Raw genomic sequence first — 16826 nt, forward strand, 5'->3', positions numbered from 1 at the left:
ATCATACGGAGCTTCCGGCTCCCGACTCATACTCGCCGCCGCGCCCGCGCGCGCCGACGGCACCGCATCCCGAATGAAACTAGCTACCCTTCCCCGCTGGCAGCAATGCGGCATCGCCGTCTTGCTGCTGTTGCTGCTGCTCCGTCTCGTCGGCCTGTGGGCGATTCCGCTCACCGACACCACCGAGGCGCGCTATGGCGAAATCGCCCGCAAAATGCTGGAAACCGGCAATTGGGTGACCTTGTGGCACGACTACGGCATCCCGTTCTGGGCCAAGCCGCCGCTGTCCAGCTGGCTGTCCGCCGCCGGCATGGCGCTGTTCGGCGTCAATGAAACCGCCGCGCGGCTGCCCTCGCTGCTGCTGGCCATCGCCACGCTGAGCCTCAGCGCCCACTTGATGCGCAAGCGCAGCGGCGGCGACGCCGCCATGGCCACCGCGCTGATCCTGGCCAGCGGCCTGCTCTTCCTCGGCGCCGCCGGCACGGTGATGACCGACCCGGCCTTGCTGTTCTGCGTAACCTTGAGCCAGGCCGCCTTCTGGCACGCGCTCGCGCGTGGCAGCCGCCGCTGGGGCTATGTGTTCTTCGCCGGCCTGGGCCTGGGCCTACTGGCCAAAGGCCCGCTGGCCATCGTGCTGGTGGGCATGCCCATCTTCTTCTGGGTGCTGCTGCGCAATCAATGGCTGGCGCTGTGGCGCAAGCTGCCGTGGATAGGCGGCACCTTGCTGATGTTCGCCATCGCCGCGCCCTGGTATGCGCTGGCGGAGCTGCGCACGCCGGGCTTTCTCGATTACTTCATCATGGGCGAGCATGTCAGCCGCTTCCTGGACTCCGGCTGGAAAGGCGACAAATACGGCTTCGCCCACGCCACCCCGCGCGGCATGATCTGGCTGTACGCGCTGGGCGCTATCTTCCCCTGGTCCATCGCCATGCTGGCCTGGCTAGCGCGCCACGGCGCCAAGCTGCCACGGCTCTGCCGCGACGACGACGGCTGGCTGCTCTATCTGGCCCTATGGACGCTGATGACGCTGCTGTTCTTCACCCTGTCCGGCAACATCATCTTCCCCTACTCGCTGCCGATGCTGCCCGGCTGCGCGCTGCTGTTCGCCGAACTGTGGCGGCGCGCGCGCGGCGGCGACGCGAAGCGCAGCGCGCTGCCGTGGATCGCCTCGATCGGCGGCGTGGTTCTGCTGGCGCTGCTGGCCTTCAACCATTACGACGGCAACCGCTATCTGCGCACCCAGAAGCAGATGATCGCCGCCTGGCAGGCGCAAAGCCCGAGCGCGGACAGTGCGCTGGTCTACTGGGCCGGCCGCCGCGAGTTCTCCGCCGAGTTCTATTCCCAAGGCCGCGCGCGCACCACGCTGGACCCGCAGCAACTGCGCGCCTGGCTGGCCGGCAAGCCCGGCAGCTTCATCGTCAGCGACGCCGGCGATCTTGAGCGGCTGCCCGCCGACATCCGCGCCCGCTTTGCCGAGCGCGCCCGCTTCAACATCATGGGCGACACCATGCTGCTGCTGGCCGACACCGCGCCGGCTGCGCCGATCGAGAGCAAATGAGATGAGCGACGCCTTCGTCCCCCCCTACCTGCTCGGCCTGCGCGCCCAAGAGCGTCCGGCCGATCCGCTGGTCTGCTGCATCGTGCCGGCCTATAACGAATCCGCCAACATCGTGCCGATGCTGCAAACCCTGCATCAGTTGCTGGCCGATGCCGGTTACCGCCATGAATTGATCGTCGTCGACGACGGCAGCCGCGACGACACCGTGGAGCAGGTGCTGAGCCACAGCGCCGAGCTGCCGGTGACGCTGATCCAGCTGTCGCGCAACTTCGGCAAGGAAATCGCGCTCACCGCCGGCATCGACCATGTGCGTGGCGATATCGCCGTGCTGATAGACAGCGACTTCCAGCACCCACCGGAAATGGTGCCGGTATTCCTGGAAGAGTGGCGCAAGGGCTATGACATGGTCTACAGCGTGCGCAGCAGCCGCGAAGACGAGCCGCTGGCCAAGCGCCTGTTCACCCGCGTCTTCTACCAACTGGCCAATAGCGGCAGCCGCCACAAGATGCCGGCCGACACCCAGGACTTCCGCGTGCTGGACCGCTGCGTGGTGGAAGCGCTGCGCCAGATGCCGGAGCGCAACCGCTTCATGAAGGGCATGTACCACTGGGTGGGCTTCACCCAGCGCCCGATGCCGACCCAAACCCGCGAGCGCCGCGCCGGACAGAGCAGCTTCAACTACCGCCGGCTGCTGGACCTGGGCATTACCGGCCTCACCGCCTTCTCCAATATGCCGCTGCGCATCTGGACCGTGGTCGGCTGCCTGATTTCGCTGTGCGCCATAGGCTATGCCGGCTGGGAGCTGGTGCACACCCTGCTGTTCGGCAACCCGGTCAGCGGCTGGCCGACGCTGGCGGTGGCGATCAGCTTCCTCGGCGGCGTGCAGCTGCTGTCCATCGGCATTCTTGGCGAATACGTCGGCCGCATTTTCGACGAAGTCAAACAGCGCCCCACCTATCTGATCAGCCGCATCAGCGGCCGCCAGGGCGCGTCCGGCGCGAAGGACGCGGAATGAGCCGCGAGCTGTTCTGGTTCGGCGTGGTCGGCGTCTCCGCCATGCTGCTGCATTTCGGCGCGGTGGCCTGGGTGCTGGTGCCGCTGGGCATGGCGCCGCTGCTGGCCAATGTGCTGGGCTTCCTGATCGCCTTCCAGCTCAGTTACTGGGGCCATCGCCTGCAGACCTTCCGCGCCGCTCACATTCCGCACCGCCAGGCGCTGCCGCGCTTCTTTGGCGTCGCCTGCCTCAGCTTTCTCGTCAACGAGGCGATGTACGCGCTGTTGCTGCGCTTCACGCCGCTGGATTACCGCGCCGCCCTGCTGCTGGTGCTGGTGGCGGTGGCGGTGCTGACCTTCGCACTCAGCAAGCTGTGGGCGTTTCGCGGCCCGGCGCGGCCGCCGCGAAAACAGCACGGCCATCCTTGATTCCAGCACAATCGGATATAAAACTTTATCCGCTTGCCAAGGTCACACCCCCATGACAAAACGATTGACACTCTGCGCCGACGACTTCGCCCAGTCCGACGCCATCAGCGCCGGCATCCTGGAGCTGCTGGCCGCTGGCCGCCTGTCCGCCACCAGCGTGATGAGCCAGGCGCCGTGCTGGGCCAGCCACGCCGGCGAGCTGAAAGCCTTCGACGGCAAGGCCGACGTCGGCCTGCATTTCAACCTGAGCCATCCTTTCGGCGATCACGCCCGGCCCTTGTCGCACTGGCTGATGAAAAGCCAGCTGCGCCAGCTATCGCGCCCGATGCTGCGCGACGCGGCTGTCATGCAAATCGATCTGTTCCAGCAGCATTTCGGCCGACTACCGGACTTCATCGACGGCCATCAACATGTGCACGCGCTGCCGGTGGTGCGCGACGCGCTGTTCGAAGCCATCGCGCTGCGCTGGCAAGGCCGGCCGCTGCCCTATCTGCGCGCCCCCGACCGCCTCGGTCATCCCGGCGACAACCGGCTCAAGGCGCTGGTGCTGCGCAGCGTCAGCACCGGCTTCGACGACAGCGCGCAAGAGCACGGCTTCTGCACCACGCCCTGGTTCGGCGGCATGTACTCGCTGACGCCGCAGGCCGACTTCGCCGGGCTAATGCAGCAATGGCTGGCCCGCACGCCGGACCGCGGACTGATCATGTGCCATCCCGGCCACCCGGCCCAAGACAAGGACGACCCGATCGCCGCGACGCGGGACAAGGAATTCCGCTTCCTCGGCAGTCAGGCCTTCGCCGATCTTTGCGCGCAATACGGCGTGGAGCTGGTCCGCTTCGACAACGCCGCACCGACGCCCACCCCGCTGGCGGCCTAAGAACCTGTTTACGATCTGCCGCGCGTCGTGGAGGGTGACACGGTGAGTACGGCTTCAGAATGCTCATGTACCACTTGTACATTCCGCTTTTTCACTCGTTTTCGCCTTGTATCGCTCTTGCTCGCGAGACTTTGAACAGGCTCTAAGCAGGCCGCGGCCGGCCGCTCACACCGCCGGCCAGTTCAAATCCCAGGGCTCGCCCAAGCCTCGCAAGGCCGCGCCGCAGACTTCGGACACAAAGGCTTCGCCGTGGCTGGGCGCGCAGACAAAGCTGAAGCGCTCGCCCTCCAGCTCGAAACGCAGAGCGTAGGCATGCAGATAGCCACGGTCCGCCGGCGTGCCGCCATAGAGCGCATCGCCCAGTATCGGCGCCGATTGCGACTTCAATGCCACTCTAAGCTGATGGGTTTTGCCGCTGCGCGGCCGCAGCAGGAACAGACGCAGGCCCGGCTGCAACGAATAACTGAAAAACTGCGTCACCGCCGGGTTCTGCTGGCTGGCCAGCAAGCGCCAGGCGCCGCCGCGGCCCTTGGCCATATCGCCGGCCACCTTGCCCTGTTTCTTTCCCGGCTTGCGGTCCGACAGCGCCAGATAATATTTCTCGATCTCGCGGCCGGCGAAGGCCTCGCCCAGCCGCGCCGCCGTTTCCGCCGAGCGCGCCACCAGGATCAAGCCGGAGGTGATGCGGTCCAGCCGGTGTACCGGCCACACGGCCTCATCGCCCAAACCGTCGCGCAAGGCCTCCATCAGGCCGGCCTCATCGCCGTCGCGGTGAAAGCTGACGCCGGGCGCCTTATCCAACAAGTAAAAGCGGGGATCGCTATGCAGTAGGGTGAACGCCGCCTCAGGCATCGCCGTCGTCCTGCTTGGACGCCTGGCGCATGCGCTGCTCGGTTTCCATCCGCATTTTCTTGCGGATTTCCGCGTCGCGGAAACGGTGTTGCTGCTCCGTGGTTTCCAGCGTCAGCGGCGGCACCGGCACCGCCTTGCCGTTCTCGAACGCCACCATGGTGAAATAGCAGCTATTGGTGTGGCGCACCGTGCGCTTCTGGATGTCCTCGGCCACCACCTTGATGCCCACCTCCATCGAAGTACGCCCCACGTGATTGACGCAGGCCAGGAAGGTAACCAGCTCGCCGACATGGATGGCCTGCTTGAACAGCACCTGATCCACCGACAGCGTCACCACATAGCAGCCGGCGTAACGGCTGGCACAGGCGTAAGCCACTTGGTCCAACAACTTCAGCAACACTCCACCATGGACATTGCCGGAAAAATTGGCCATGTCCGGCGTCATCAGCACCGACATCACCAGTTCACGCTGACTCGCCTGCTCCGCTTGCTGCGCCATGTTTCGCTCCCAGAAAATCCGAAACCGCCTATTGTGCCCCCATCCCTCCGTTTTAAACAGTTTTTGCCCATTCTGCCGGGGAGCGCCTTTGATTTGGCCAAAGCCTTCCATAGCGGCTAAACTGATGAATATCAAGCTAAAACCATGAATTCATGAGCCTTTCCGGAATCTCCAGCTACGGGACCTATGGCGGCTATGCGCTGCAGACCGCCCATGGCCCCAACTGCCAGTGTCCCGCCTGCCAGCAAAGCCTGGCCAGCGCCGCGACGCCGGTGGCGGCGGCGGCTGCGTCCGGAAATCGCGCCGACAACACCGATGCCGCGTCGAAGCAGACGGATCAAGCCAAGCCCAATGCCGCGCGCGGCATCGACGGCAAGCCATTGGACGAGCAGCAGCAAAAACAGGTGGAAGAACTGAAGGCCCGCGACAGCGATGTGCGCCAGCACGAGCAGGCCCACTTGGCAGCCGGCGGCGCACTGGCCGGCGGCGGCGCCACCTATAGCTACCAACAAGGGCCGGACGGCAAGCAATATGCGATAGGCGGCGAAGTCAGCATCCGGCTCGCGCGCGGCAGCACGCCGCAGGAAACCATAGCCAATGCCCAGACCGTGCAGCGCGCGGCGCTGGCGCCCGCCGATCCCTCCGGCCAGGACCGATCGGTCGCCGCCGCCGCCGCGCAAATGGAGCAGCAGGCGCGCATCGAGCTGATGCAGCAGCAGGCTGGCAAACAGGGGATGAGCCCGCTGCAGGCGCGCCAGAAAATAAACAGCCCCGAGCAGCAAGGCCCGGGGCTGGGGTCCAACATCGATACCTACGCCTGAGAAGCTGTTCAAAACCTGCAGCGCGTCGTGGAGCGTTACACGGTGAGTGCGGCTTCGAAATGCTCATGTACCACGCGTACATTCCGCTTTCTCAGCCACAACGCCTTGTCTCGCTCTTGCTCGCGGGCCTTTGAACAGGCGAGAACCAGGCGCTGTTTCCATCACTCCGCCTTGCGCACGCCGCGCGCCAGCCTCAGACCGTTGGCGATCACCACCAGGCTGGTGCCCACATCGGCGAACACCGCCATCCACAAACTGGCCAGACCGAACATGGCCAAGGCGAAGAACACCAGCTTGGTCAGCAAGGCCACCGCGATATTCACTTTCAACACCTGAGCGGTGCGCCGCGCATGGCTGATCAGATCCGCCAGCTTGGCCAACTTGTCATCCATCAAGGCCACGCCGGCGGTTTCCAGCGCGCTGTCGGAACCGGCCGCGCCCATGGCGATGCCCAGGTCGGCTCGGGCCAGCGCCGGCGCGTCGTTGACGCCGTCGCCCACCATCGCCACCGTCTTGCCGGAGCTCTGTAAACGGATGATGCGCTCCAGCTTGTCTTCAGGCAGCAAGCCGCCATGGGCTTCGATAATGCCGGTCTGCGCCGCCACCGCCTGCGCCACTTGCTGATTGTCGCCGCTCAACATCACCGTCGCCACGCCCAGCTTGGCCAATTGCCGCAAGGCCGCCGGCGCTTCCGCGCGGACGCGGTCGGCCACCGCGATCACGCCCAGCGCGCGCTCGCCCTCCAACAACACCAGCGCCCCCTGGCCGGCCAATTCCAGCCGCGACAGCTCGGCTTGCAGGGCCTCGTTCAACGCTCCCTGCTCCCGCGCCAGCCGGCTGCTACCCAAGGCCAGCTTCCGGCCGTCCGCCAGACCGCTGACGCCGCGTCCGGCCTGCTCGCTGACTTGCTCCGCCTCTGGCCAGGACAGGCCGCGAGCGCTAGCCGCCGCCAGCACCGCCTTGGCCAGCGGGTGGGTGGAATGCGCGTCCAAGGCCGCGGCCCAACGCAGCAACTGGTCCTGATCGGCGTCGGCCAGCGCCACCACCCCGGTCACCTGCGGCTCGCCCTCGGTCAGGGTGCCGGTCTTGTCGAAGCACACCGCGTCGATCCGGGCCGCCGTTTCCAGCGGCGCGCCGCCCTTGATCAGCAGGCCGTGTTTGGCGGCCGAGGCCAAGGCGCTGACCACGGTCACCGGCGTGGCGATCACCAGCGCGCACGGGCAGGCGATCACCAGCATCACCAGCGCGTTGTAGATCGCCTCGTGCCAGCTCAGCCAGCCCAGCAAGGGCGTGGCCACGGCGAATAACAGCGCGGCGACCAGCACCACCGGGGTGTAGATCGACGCGAAGCGGTCGATGAAGCGCTGCGTCGGCGCCTTGCTGGCCTGGGCATTGCGCACGGTGTCGATGATGCGCGCCAGCACGCTGCCATTGGCCGCCGCCGTGGTCAGCACTTCCACCACGCCGCTGCCATTGATGCTGCCGGCGAACACCGCGTCGCCCGGCGATTTGTCCACCGGCAGGCTCTCACCGGTGATAGGCGCTTCGTTGAACGCGCTATGGCCCTGATCAATGCGGCCGTCCAGCGGCACACGCTCGCCCGGACGCACCCGCACCCGGCTGCCCGGCGCCACCTCGGCGGCCGGTCGTTCCACCCATTCGCCGCCGCTTTGCAGCCAGGCGGTTTCCGGCGCCAACGACATCAAGGCCTTCACCGCCTCGCCGGCGCGCGCCAGCGACATCGCTTCCAGCCGCTCGGCGATGGCGAACAGGAACAGCACCATCGCCGCCTCCGGCCATTGGCCGATCAGCATCGCGCCTATCACCGCCACCGACATCAGGAAATGAATATTGAGCGTGCGCGTGGACAGCGCGATCCAGCCCTTCTTCAAGGTGGGAATGCCGCCCAGCAGGATGGAGGCCAAGGCCAGCGCCGCGCTGCCCCAGCCCTGATCCGCGCCGCTGAGCCAGGCCACGCCTTCCGAGCCCACCGCCGCCAGCCCGGACAAGGCCAGCAGCCAATTGCCGCGGCGCGAGGCCTTGGGCTGTTCCACCGGCGCCGAGGCGTCCGTCAGCTCCACCGCCTTCATGCCCACCTTGGCGATGGCCTGTTTGACCCCGTCCAGATTGGGCAGATCGTGACGCACCAGCAATACCCGCTCGATGAAGTTGAACTCCAGCGCGGCCACCCCCGTCATACCGCCCAAGGCTTTTTCAATCAGCTTGGCCTCGGTTGGACAGTCCATCGCCTGGATGTGCAAGCGCGCCTGCTGCCGGCCGCCCTCGCCCAAAGACACCGCGCGCGGCGCTTCCGCGCCGTGGTCGTGGCCCGAGCAGGCCTGGCCCGCATGCTGGTGGTCGTGGTCGTGCTTGTGGCCGTGCTCATGATCGTGCGCGGCGGATGGCTGGGCCGGCAGCGCCGCCTCCAGTTTGTGGCCGCAGCAATCGTCCTTCGCGCGCGGATCGGGCTTGCCCTCCCCGCCGCGGCAAGAAGCATGGCCGGCATGCGGCGCAAGCCCGCGCCGCTTTCTTTGCGCTGGATGGAACATGGTTGCCTCCCTGGTTCGGATGAATATAGCCTCATTGCAAACCCTGTAGTCGCTACAAGGTCAAGTTTTTTTGCTAAAATTTTCTCATCCGGCGGCAAGTCGCCGCCACCGCCCTATCGGCGGGTATCTTGCGGGAGAGCTGAGATGCTGATTGGAGAACTGGCGCGCCAGACCGGCTGCGAAGTGGAAACCATCCGTTATTACGAGCGCGAAGGCCTGCTGTCCGCGCCGCAGCGCAGCGCTTCCGGCTACCGCCGCTATAACGCCGAACAATTGGGCGAACTGAATTTCATCCTGCATTGCCGCTCGCTGGGCATGTCGCTGGCCGATATCCGCCAACTGGCCGCCTTCAAGGCCGACTCCTCGCTGGCCTGCGACGACATCAATCAACTGATAGACCAGCAGATCAGCAAGGTGCATCAGCAAGTGGAAAGCCTGCGCCTGCTGGAGCAGCAGCTGCTGGCCTTGCGTGACCGCTGCCACGATCACCATACCGTGGCAGAATGCGGCATTCTGCAAACCCTGGTGGAGGCGTCCGAAGGCGAGCCCTGCGTTTGCCACACGCCCTTCGGCCAGGACCCGCACCCTCATCATCCTTCCGTGGAGAAGCAATGACCCGTTTGTTCAAGCCCGCCACCGCCGTCGCGACCTTGGTCGCGCTGGCCCTGTCCGCCTGCACCACCAATCCGCAGACCGGCCAGACCGAAATCAGCAAGACCGCCCTTTACGGATTGGGCGGGGCGGCGGCCTGCGGCCTGGTGGGCGCGCTGACCCATGGCGGCAAGGGCGCCCGCAATTCGGCGCTGGCTTGCGGCGCGATCGGCGCCGGCATCGGCGGCTATATGGATTACCAGGAAAAACAACTGCGCGAGAAGCTGAAGAACAGCCAGATCGCCGTCGAGCGCATCGGCGACCAGCTCAAGCTATCGCTGCCCAACAATATCACCTTCCCCACCAACGGCTACCAGTTGAACGACAAGGTGCAAAAGCCGCTGACCGACATCGCCGGCGTGCTGGTGCAATTCCCCGACACCTCGATCACCGTGGCCGGCCACACCGACAGCAGCGGCGCCGCCGCTTACAACCAGATCTTGTCGGAGAAACGCGCCCAGTCGGTGACCGAATACCTGCAAGGCCAGGGCGTCAACTCGGTGCGGGTGCGCACCATGGGTTACGGCGCGGCCCAGCCGGTGGCCAGCAATGCCAGCGACAGCGGCAAGGCGCGCAACCGCCGCGTGGAGATCATGATCACGCCGCAGCAAATGGGCTGAACGATCTAGACACTCAACCCGGCTCCGGCCGGGTTTTTATCGTCCATGCGCAGTGGAATGGGCAAAAAAAGGGGCCAACCCACTGGGTCGGCCCTAACAACGCTCGTTTGGGGAGATGAGGAGAAACCACCGCACGCCACCCCACGGGTATGCGGGTCACAACAAGTACACACACAAAGCTACAACAACAAACCTATCAGCGGCGCGGCGAACACCGTCGCCAAACCGCCCAGCATCATGGTCAGGCTGGCCACCACGCCTTCTTCGGCGCCCAACTCGCTGGCCTTGGCGGTGCCGGCCGCGTGAGCGGCTGCGCCGAAAAGAGCCCCGCGCGCCAGGCTGGAGCGCAGCGGCAGCAAGGCCAGCATCACTTCGCCCAGCGACATGCCGCACACCCCGGTCATCACCACGAACACCGCGGTCAGATCCGGCGAGGCGCCGATGCCGGAAGCCGTGGCCAGCGCGAACGGGGTGCTGATCGAACGCGGCGCCAGGCTGCGCTGCAGCAAATCCGACAAGCCCAACAGACGCGCCAGCCAGATCGAACTGAACACCGCCACCGGCATGCCCACCAGCACGCCGCAACTCAGCGACAGCCAGTGCCGGCGTATCATCGCGCGGTGCTCGTAGATCGGCACCGCGAAAGCCACCGTGGCCGGGCCCAACATCCAGGTCAGCCAGCGGGTGTCTTCGAAATACACCCGGTACGGCACCTTGGCCAGGACCACCAGCGCAATCACCAACAGCGGCACCGCCAGAATCGGGGCGCTCCACCAATTGCGCTTTTTCAGATAAAACCTTTTGACCAGTCCGTACAAAACAACGGTAATCAGCAGACTGGCCAGTGCAATCTCATGCTCCATGCGTCTTCACCTGTTTCTGGCGGCCATGCCAGCGCATGGCGACCTCCAGCCGGTAACATTTGTCCACCACCCAGGAGGTCACCGCCATCACCAGCAAGGTGGACAGCACGATCACCGCCACGATCCGCAGCCCGGCGGCCATGATCACGTCCGGGTACTGGATCACCGCCACCACGGCGGGGATGAAGAACAACAACATTTCGGCCAACAACCAGCGGGCGCCGCTACGGCACCAGGCCAACGGCAACCAGCCCAGCCAGAGCGCCGCCAGCACCAGGAACATACCCAGCACGCCGGCAGGCACCACAGGCAGGAAATGGCTGCTCAACTGGCTGGCCGCGATCCACACCACGCTCAGCAGCGCCACTTGACCTACGGTCAGCGCCACTTGCTTGAATGCGGAAAGATTCGGATTTGCCATGATTGAGCCACTACACAACACAGGGAGTGGTTCGAGTATAGAGCGCCGACATGCATTCAAAAAATGAATTAAAATTATTTCACGCATTCCAATCTGGAATACATGATCCGGACAAGCACATATGGACATCCGCGCGCTGCGCTATTTCATCGAAGTGGTCAAACGCCACAGCTTCACCAAGGCGGCCGAAGCCCTTTATGTGACCCAGCCCACCATCAGCAAGATGGTGCGCCAGCTGGAAGAGGAATTGGGCTGCCCGCTGATCCTGCGCGAGGGACGCAGCTTCCGGCTCACCGACGCCGGCCGCGCCACCTATGAGCGCGGCCTGGACGTGCTGTCGGCGATGAACCAGTTGAAGACCGAGCTGTCCGACTTGTCCGCGCTCAAGCGCGGGGAATTGGTGGTCGGCCTGCCGCCGATGGTGGGCGTGGCCTTCTTCGCGCCGGTGGTCAGCAGCTTCCGTCAGCGCTACCCGCAGATCGAACTGAAAATGGTGGAGGATGGCGCGCTGGCGATAGAAAGCAGCGTGCGCAGCGGCGAGCTGGAAATCGGCGTGGCGGTGCTGCCGGTGGATAATCAGGCTTTCGACCAGTTCGCCGTGGTGCGCGACCCGCTATGCCTGGTGGCGCCGGCCGGCTCGCCTTGGCGCGGTCAGAGCGTGGTGCGGCTGGAGCAGATCGCCGATCAGCCCTTCGTGCTCTATCCGCAGGATTTCACGCTGGCGCGCCGGGTCAGCGACGCCTTCCGCGAGCTGGGCCGTCCGCTGCACGTGGTGGGACGCAGCGCGCACTGGGACTTCATCGTCGAGCTGGTCTCCGCCCATATGGGCGTCACCCTGCTGCCGCGCTCCATCGTCGAACGGCTGGACCGCGCCGCCTACGATGTGATTCCGCTGGCCGAGCCCAAGCTGGTCTGGCATCTGGCGCTGATCTGGCAGAAGAACGGATACTTGTCGCACGCGGCGCGCGCCTGGCTGGCGGTGACACGCGATGTGCTGGGCGGTTTGGAATAAAACCAGTCAAACCAAGGAAAACCGAATATGAAACGATATCTGGGCATCGCCCTGTTCGCGCTGCTGCTGAGCGGCTGCGCGGCGCTAAACTATCAGAAACCGCAGATCAGCATCGCCGACGTCAAGCCCGGCAAGACCACGCTGTTCGAACAAAGCTTCGAAGTCAGCCTGCGGGTCAGCAATCCCAACAACCTGGCCTTGAACGCCAAGGGCATGACGCTGGAACTGAACGTGGCCGGCGAGAAGCTGGCCACGGGAGTCAGCAATCAGGCGATCGCGGTGCCGGCGCTGGGCGAAGGCCTGATCACGCTGCAATTGCACACCTCGCTGGCCGGCTGGCTGAAACAGATCGGCAAGGCGATGGAGGCCGGCAACGGCGGCAAGCTGGAATACCAGCTGAACGGCACGCTGGAAGACCTGAACGGCATGGGCCGAGTGCCATTCCGCAGCAAGGGGGAATGGAAGCTGCCCGGCCAGTAAGAACCTGTTCAAAGTCTGCTGCGCTTCGTGAGGCGTCGCACGGTGAGTACAAGCTCAAAATGCTCATGTACCACCTGTACATTCCGCTTTTTCGCTCGTTTTCGCCTTGTCTCGCCCTTGCTCGCGAGACTTTGAACAGGCTCTAAGAATCGCTTACGATCCGCGGCGCGAGCCGGCGAGATCGTGAACATGCTCTAAATGCCCGCAGCCCCGCCGTCTGGCGGGGCCGGAACTCACTGCCGCGGCACCGCCACGCAGTTATTACCGTCGAAACTGACGGTTTCCACCAGCTGGCTCTTGGGATTGACCACGAAATTGGTGGTGCAGCTGTAATGGGTGGAACCGCCGCCCACCATGCCGGAGCTGACCCAGCGCCCCGGCGTTTCTATGGTCTTGGTCTGGCCGTTCTCGTTGTAGCTCACCTTGGCGCCCGGCTCGTACACGCGGTTTTCGCGCAGCGGCTCGCGCTGGGTGAATTCCTTGCTATAGGTGTAAAGCATATTGCCATTGGGCATCTTCAGGGTTTTCTGCGGCGCGCCCCACTCCGCCAATAGTTGGTTCACATCGCGGCCCTGCCAGTAATACGCCTTCTGCGCATAGCCTTCTTGGGTCGGGAAAGTGCCGCAGGCGGTCAATAGCAGCGCCGACATCATCATCCATCTCTTCATCCGAAATCCTTCAATCCCCGTTTTCATTATCGATAGCATAACAAAACGCCGGCTCCTGAACGGAACCGGCGTTGAATGACTGACCATGCGGCCACGCAAGAGTTTCCTTACGCGGACAATCCGCTGGTTTAGAGACGGAAGCGGTTGAAGGTGCTCTGCATTCCGCGCGCCAGCTCGTTCAAGGCGCTCAAGGTCTGCATCGCCGATTGCAGCGCGGCGTCGGAATCTATGATCTGATTGTTGATAGACTCGGTGCTCTGCGCCATCGCCGTGGTGGCGTTGTGCTGCTCGCTGGTGGACAGCGCCACGTCGCCGATCTTGTCTATCACCTGCTGCATCGCGTCGCCGATCGCGGTCAGCCGCGCGCGCGCCTGGCCGGTCAGGTCCACGCTGGCGTCCACCGCGCCGACCGTGGTGTTCATGTTCTGCACCGCCTTGCCGGTTTCGCCCAGAATGTTTTCCACCATCTGGCTGATTTCCACCGTGGCCTGGCCGGTGCGCTCGGCCAGCTTGCGCACTTCATCGGCCACCACCGCGAAGCCGCGGCCCTGTTCGCCGGCGCGCGCCGCTTCTATCGCCGCGTTCAAGGCCAACAGATTGGTCTGGTCGGCGATGTCGCGGATCACATTGGTGATCTTGGAAATCTCCTGCGAGCGCTGTTCCAGCGAGGCCAGCAAGCTGGACAGCTCGCCCACCGATTCGCTGGTGCGCGACATCTCGCTGCTGATGCGCTGCATATCGTTGGCGCTCTCGCGCGAATGCTCGCCGGTATTGCGCGCCAGGCTGTCGGTTTCGCGGGTGGCGTCGGCAATGTGGGAAATGCTCACCGTCACTTCTTCGATCGCCGCCGCGTTGGAGCTGGAAATATCCGCCAGCACGTGGGAATCGTCGGCCAGACGCTTCACCGCGCCGCTGACTTCGATCACGCCCTGGGTCAGCTGCCCGGCTTCGTCGCGCAGTTCACGGAACATGCCGTTCAAGCGCTGCACAAACTGGTTGAAGGCTTCGGCGGTCTGCGCCACTTCGTCTTCGCCGGCCACTTCGATGCGGCGGGTCAGATCGCCTTCGCCCTGGGAAATTTCGCGCATCGCGTCGCGCACCTGGAACAGGCCCTTGAGCAGACGGCCCAGATAGGCGGAGCTGAAGGTCAGCATCACCACCAACACGATGGCGACGGCGCCGGCGATCAGCCAGATGATGCCGTTGACCTGGGAGGAGATCACGTCTTCGTCCGCGGCCACGCCCATCACCCAGTCGGAACCGGCGATCGGACGCAAGGCCACCATATAGGCGCCGCCGTCTATCTCCACGCTCTTGGCCTGATCGCTTTGCAGCAGGCTGGCGAACGCGGTCTCGTCCAAGGCAGGAATCACGCTGCCGATGGGCTTGAGCTCATTGCCCGGCTTGGGATAGGCGATGATCTTGCCTTGCTTGGTCAGCAGGAAGGCATGGCCCTTGCCGGCCAGCTTGATGTCCAGCACCGACTTGACCAGCTTGTCGATCAAGATGTCGCCGCCCACCACGATCTCCTGGCCCTTGACCTTGTCGGCGATGGTGATCACCAGCTTGTCCTTGGTTTCCGGCTCCGAGTCCTTGTATGGATCAGTGACGATCAGGCCGTCCTGGGCCTTGGACTGCTGGAACCACGGGCGCTGCGCCGGCTGATAGTCGGCGCTGGGCTTGGGACGCCCCGGCACCGAATACTTCATGTCGCCGGTGACGCCGTTGCCAGCATAGATCACATTGAAGCCACCACCCTTGGCCAGCTGCTGCAGGTAGTAGCTGACCTGCGCGTCGTCGGCGTGGCTGAGGCTGGCGCTGATCAGGTTCTTGCGGACCGATAGCCATTCGGATACGAAGCCGCCCTGTAGTTGGGCGACCTGGTTGATCTCGCGCTCCGCTTCTTGGTAGGCGTGGGAACGGATATTCAGGCAGGCGGTGATGGTGATGCTGAGCGTGGCGACCAGAATGGACACCGCTGTCAGCAGCGTGAGCTTGTGACGGATGGAGCGCATGATAAGCCGTTGCTGATAAAAGCCTTATTATCCGTCATACGAGATGTCATGCATTGTTAAAAATAACAATGTATTTAAATATTTGAGCATGTTTTAAATCAAATAGCAGAGGGAGGCATGCATTTGCGATCAAGCCCCACCTTAAATCATGCAGATACGCGCTCTTCTACGTCGAAGCGCCACAAAACGTCGACAATTTGCCCTAATAGTGACAATTTCACCCGGATTTGAGCGATACTTGCGCCTGGGCGCGCCGGCTTAAGGCTGTCAGCGCCCGGATATTCGAGAGAAAGGGGCCAATATGAGTAAGAGCGGCGAGCGGTCGCAAACCTTTCAGCACATCATCGACGCCAGCCTGCAGCTGTTCAATCAGGAGGGCGAGCGCGTCATCACCACCAACCATATCGCCGAGCGGATGAATATCAGCACCGGCAAGCTCTACTATCACTTCCGCAACAAGGAAGAGATCATCAGCGAGCTGTACCAGCGCTACGTCAAGGGCATGGCGGAACAACTGTCCGCCGCGCTCAAGCACAGCAACTCGATAGAAGCGATGGTGGGCTCGATGGAAAAAACGCTGCGCCACATCTGGAGCTTCCGCTTCCTGCCCAAGAGCATGCCCAGCCTGTACTACTTGCACCCGGAACTGGCGGAAAACCACCAGCAGCTATCGCGCGGCCAGTTGGCCGGCAAGCTGGCCCAGCTGTTCGCCCGCTTGCGCGAACAGGAAGTGCTGCAGGGCGACGACAAGCAGTTGGCTCATCTGGTCCAGCATTTCCAGATGGTGCAGACCGGCTGGGTGACCACGCTCAAGCACTCCGCCACGCCCAGTGAGCTGGAGCGCATGGTGAAGGATGGCTGCCGCAGCCTGCTTTACCTGGTGGCGCCCTACGTCAATCCGCGCTACCGGCCGCCTTTCGACCGCGTCTGCGCGCGCTACGCCTGAACGGCGGCGCATAAAAAAACACCCCTGGCTGGCCAGGGGTGTTTTGTTTGCGGCCTTAGAATCCATCCACGATCTCGCGTGCTAGAGCAGCAGATCGTGAACCGCTTCTTAGATCATGCCCTTGCTTTTCAGCAACTCGAACATGGTCTTGCCGATTTCCGCCGGGCTGCGGGTGTAGGCGATGCCGGCCTTCTCGAAGGCCTTGAACTTCTCTTCCGCCGTACCCTTGCCGCCGGAGATGATGGCGCCCGCGTGGCCCATGCGCTTGCCCTTGGGCGCGGTGACGCCGGCGATGTAGCCGACCACCGGCTTGGTCACGTAGGACTTGGCGAACTCGGCCGCCTCTTCCTCGGCGGAACCGCCGATTTCGCCGATCATCACGATGGCGTCGGTGTCCGGATCATCCTGGAACAGTTTCAGCGCGTCGATGTGGCTGGTGCCCGGGATCGGGTCGCCGCCGATGCCGATGCAGGTGGACTGGCCCAGGCCCAGAGCGGTGGTTTGCGCCACGGCTTCATAGGTCAGGGTGCCGGAGCGGGACACGATGCCGATGCGGCCTGGGTTGTGGATGT

Annotated in this window: 17 protein-coding genes and 1 pseudogene; 10 read left to right on the forward strand and 8 right to left on the reverse strand. The window is 64.1% G+C overall.

The genetic code is table 11. The features are described 5' to 3' along the window. The first annotated feature begins 73 nt into the window (after positions 1-73). Genes ACE3QM_RS07730 through ACE3QM_RS07745 form a run of 4 tightly spaced genes read left to right on the forward strand, consistent with a single transcriptional unit; the run spans position 74 to position 3857 of the window. Positions 74-1558 (forward strand): ArnT family glycosyltransferase, encoded by a 1485-nt coding sequence (locus ACE3QM_RS07730; RefSeq protein WP_374421315.1) that lies wholly within the window; start codon positions 74-76, stop codon positions 1556-1558. A gap of 1 nt (position 1559) precedes the next feature. Continuing rightward, positions 1560-2573, forward strand: coding sequence for a glycosyltransferase family 2 protein (locus ACE3QM_RS07735; RefSeq protein WP_374421316.1), 1014 nt, complete (start codon positions 1560-1562; stop codon positions 2571-2573). Next, positions 2570-2980, forward strand: a complete 411-nt coding sequence (locus tag ACE3QM_RS07740; protein ID WP_374421317.1) for a GtrA family protein — start codon at positions 2570-2572, stop codon at positions 2978-2980. The genes ACE3QM_RS07735 and ACE3QM_RS07740 overlap by 4 nt, the downstream gene beginning before the upstream one ends. A 52-nt stretch (positions 2981-3032) precedes the next feature. After that, a complete protein-coding gene (locus ACE3QM_RS07745; RefSeq protein ID WP_374421318.1) occupies positions 3033-3857 on the forward strand; it encodes a ChbG/HpnK family deacetylase in 825 nt (274 codons plus the stop codon). A 165-nt stretch (positions 3858-4022) separates the two neighbouring features. Here ACE3QM_RS07745 and ACE3QM_RS07750 read toward each other — a convergent pair whose 3' ends face one another. Next, positions 4023-4709: a TIGR01621 family pseudouridine synthase gene (locus tag ACE3QM_RS07750; protein WP_374421319.1), complete on the reverse strand. Its 687-nt coding sequence runs from the start codon at positions 4707-4709 to the stop codon at positions 4023-4025. Continuing rightward, positions 4702-5208: an acyl-CoA thioesterase gene (locus ACE3QM_RS07755; RefSeq protein ID WP_374421320.1), complete on the reverse strand. Its 507-nt coding sequence runs from the start codon at positions 5206-5208 to the stop codon at positions 4702-4704. The genes ACE3QM_RS07750 and ACE3QM_RS07755 overlap by 8 nt, the downstream gene beginning before the upstream one ends. 152 nt (positions 5209-5360) lie before the next feature. Between ACE3QM_RS07755 and ACE3QM_RS07760 the strand changes: the two genes are divergently transcribed. Then, positions 5361-6029, forward strand: a complete 669-nt coding sequence (locus tag ACE3QM_RS07760) for a putative metalloprotease CJM1_0395 family protein (protein ID WP_374421321.1) — start codon at positions 5361-5363, stop codon at positions 6027-6029. 161 nt (positions 6030-6190) lie between these two features. Here the strand turns inward: ACE3QM_RS07760 and ACE3QM_RS07765 are convergent, their stop codons facing one another. Then, on the reverse strand, positions 6191-8578 hold the full coding sequence (locus ACE3QM_RS07765; RefSeq protein WP_082151161.1) for a heavy metal translocating P-type ATPase: 2388 nt from the start codon (positions 8576-8578) through the stop codon (positions 6191-6193). A gap of 144 nt (positions 8579-8722) precedes the next feature. Here ACE3QM_RS07765 and ACE3QM_RS07770 point away from each other — a divergent pair, with 144 nt between their 5' ends. Beyond that, on the forward strand, positions 8723-9193 hold the full coding sequence (locus ACE3QM_RS07770; protein ID WP_231465559.1) for a Cd(II)/Pb(II)-responsive transcriptional regulator: 471 nt from the start codon (positions 8723-8725) through the stop codon (positions 9191-9193). After that, on the forward strand, positions 9190-9849 hold the full coding sequence (locus tag ACE3QM_RS07775) for an OmpA family protein (protein WP_374421322.1): 660 nt from the start codon (positions 9190-9192) through the stop codon (positions 9847-9849). The genes ACE3QM_RS07770 and ACE3QM_RS07775 overlap by 4 nt, the downstream gene beginning before the upstream one ends. A gap of 179 nt (positions 9850-10028) precedes the next feature. On the opposite strand, the gene ACE3QM_RS07780 is transcribed toward ACE3QM_RS07775, so the two are convergent. Both ACE3QM_RS07780 and ACE3QM_RS07785 read right to left on the reverse strand, forming a co-directional pair. Then, positions 10029-10712: an LrgB family protein gene (locus ACE3QM_RS07780; protein WP_374421323.1), complete on the reverse strand. Its 684-nt coding sequence runs from the start codon at positions 10710-10712 to the stop codon at positions 10029-10031. Further along, positions 10702-11133 carry a CidA/LrgA family protein gene (locus tag ACE3QM_RS07785; protein ID WP_048411392.1) on the reverse strand — a complete coding sequence of 144 codons (432 nt, stop codon included), beginning with the start codon at positions 11131-11133 and terminating at the stop codon, positions 10702-10704. Before ACE3QM_RS07785 ends, ACE3QM_RS07780 begins: the two co-directional genes overlap by 11 nt. A 121-nt stretch (positions 11134-11254) precedes the next feature. On the opposite strand from ACE3QM_RS07785, the gene ACE3QM_RS07790 reads away from it, so the two are divergent. Together ACE3QM_RS07790 and ACE3QM_RS07795 are read left to right on the forward strand one after the other, a co-directional pair. Next, positions 11255-12145, forward strand: coding sequence for a LysR family transcriptional regulator (locus ACE3QM_RS07790; RefSeq protein WP_048411391.1), 891 nt, complete (start codon positions 11255-11257; stop codon positions 12143-12145). A 27-nt stretch (positions 12146-12172) separates the two neighbouring features. Then, positions 12173-12625: an LEA type 2 family protein gene (locus ACE3QM_RS07795; RefSeq protein WP_231465563.1), complete on the forward strand. Its 453-nt coding sequence runs from the start codon at positions 12173-12175 to the stop codon at positions 12623-12625. Between the two features lie 233 nt (positions 12626-12858). Here the strand turns inward: ACE3QM_RS07795 and ACE3QM_RS07800 are convergent, their stop codons facing one another. Both ACE3QM_RS07800 and ACE3QM_RS07805 read right to left on the reverse strand, forming a co-directional pair. Continuing rightward, positions 12859-13293 (reverse strand): hypothetical protein, encoded by a 435-nt coding sequence (locus tag ACE3QM_RS07800; RefSeq protein ID WP_082151160.1) that lies wholly within the window; start codon positions 13291-13293, stop codon positions 12859-12861. Positions 13294-13421: 128 nt separating this feature from the next. Next, complete coding sequence (locus tag ACE3QM_RS07805) at positions 13422-15308, reverse strand: methyl-accepting chemotaxis protein (protein ID WP_374421324.1); 1887 nt, start codon at positions 15306-15308, stop codon at positions 13422-13424. Positions 15309-15609: 301 nt separating this feature from the next. On the opposite strand from ACE3QM_RS07805, the gene ACE3QM_RS07810 reads away from it, so the two are divergent. After that, entirely contained in the window at positions 15610-16254 is a 645-nt protein-coding gene (locus ACE3QM_RS07810; RefSeq protein ID WP_374421325.1) for a TetR/AcrR family transcriptional regulator, read from the forward strand. 108 nt (positions 16255-16362) lie between these two features. Here the strand turns inward: ACE3QM_RS07810 and ACE3QM_RS07815 are convergent. Further along, positions 16363-16826, reverse strand: a pseudogene (locus ACE3QM_RS07815) (succinate--CoA ligase subunit alpha); the annotation flags it as partial.

The organism is Chromobacterium sp., from assembly GCF_041912965.1.
Taxonomy (GTDB): Bacteria; Pseudomonadota; Gammaproteobacteria; order Burkholderiales; family Chromobacteriaceae; genus Chromobacterium; species Chromobacterium aquaticum.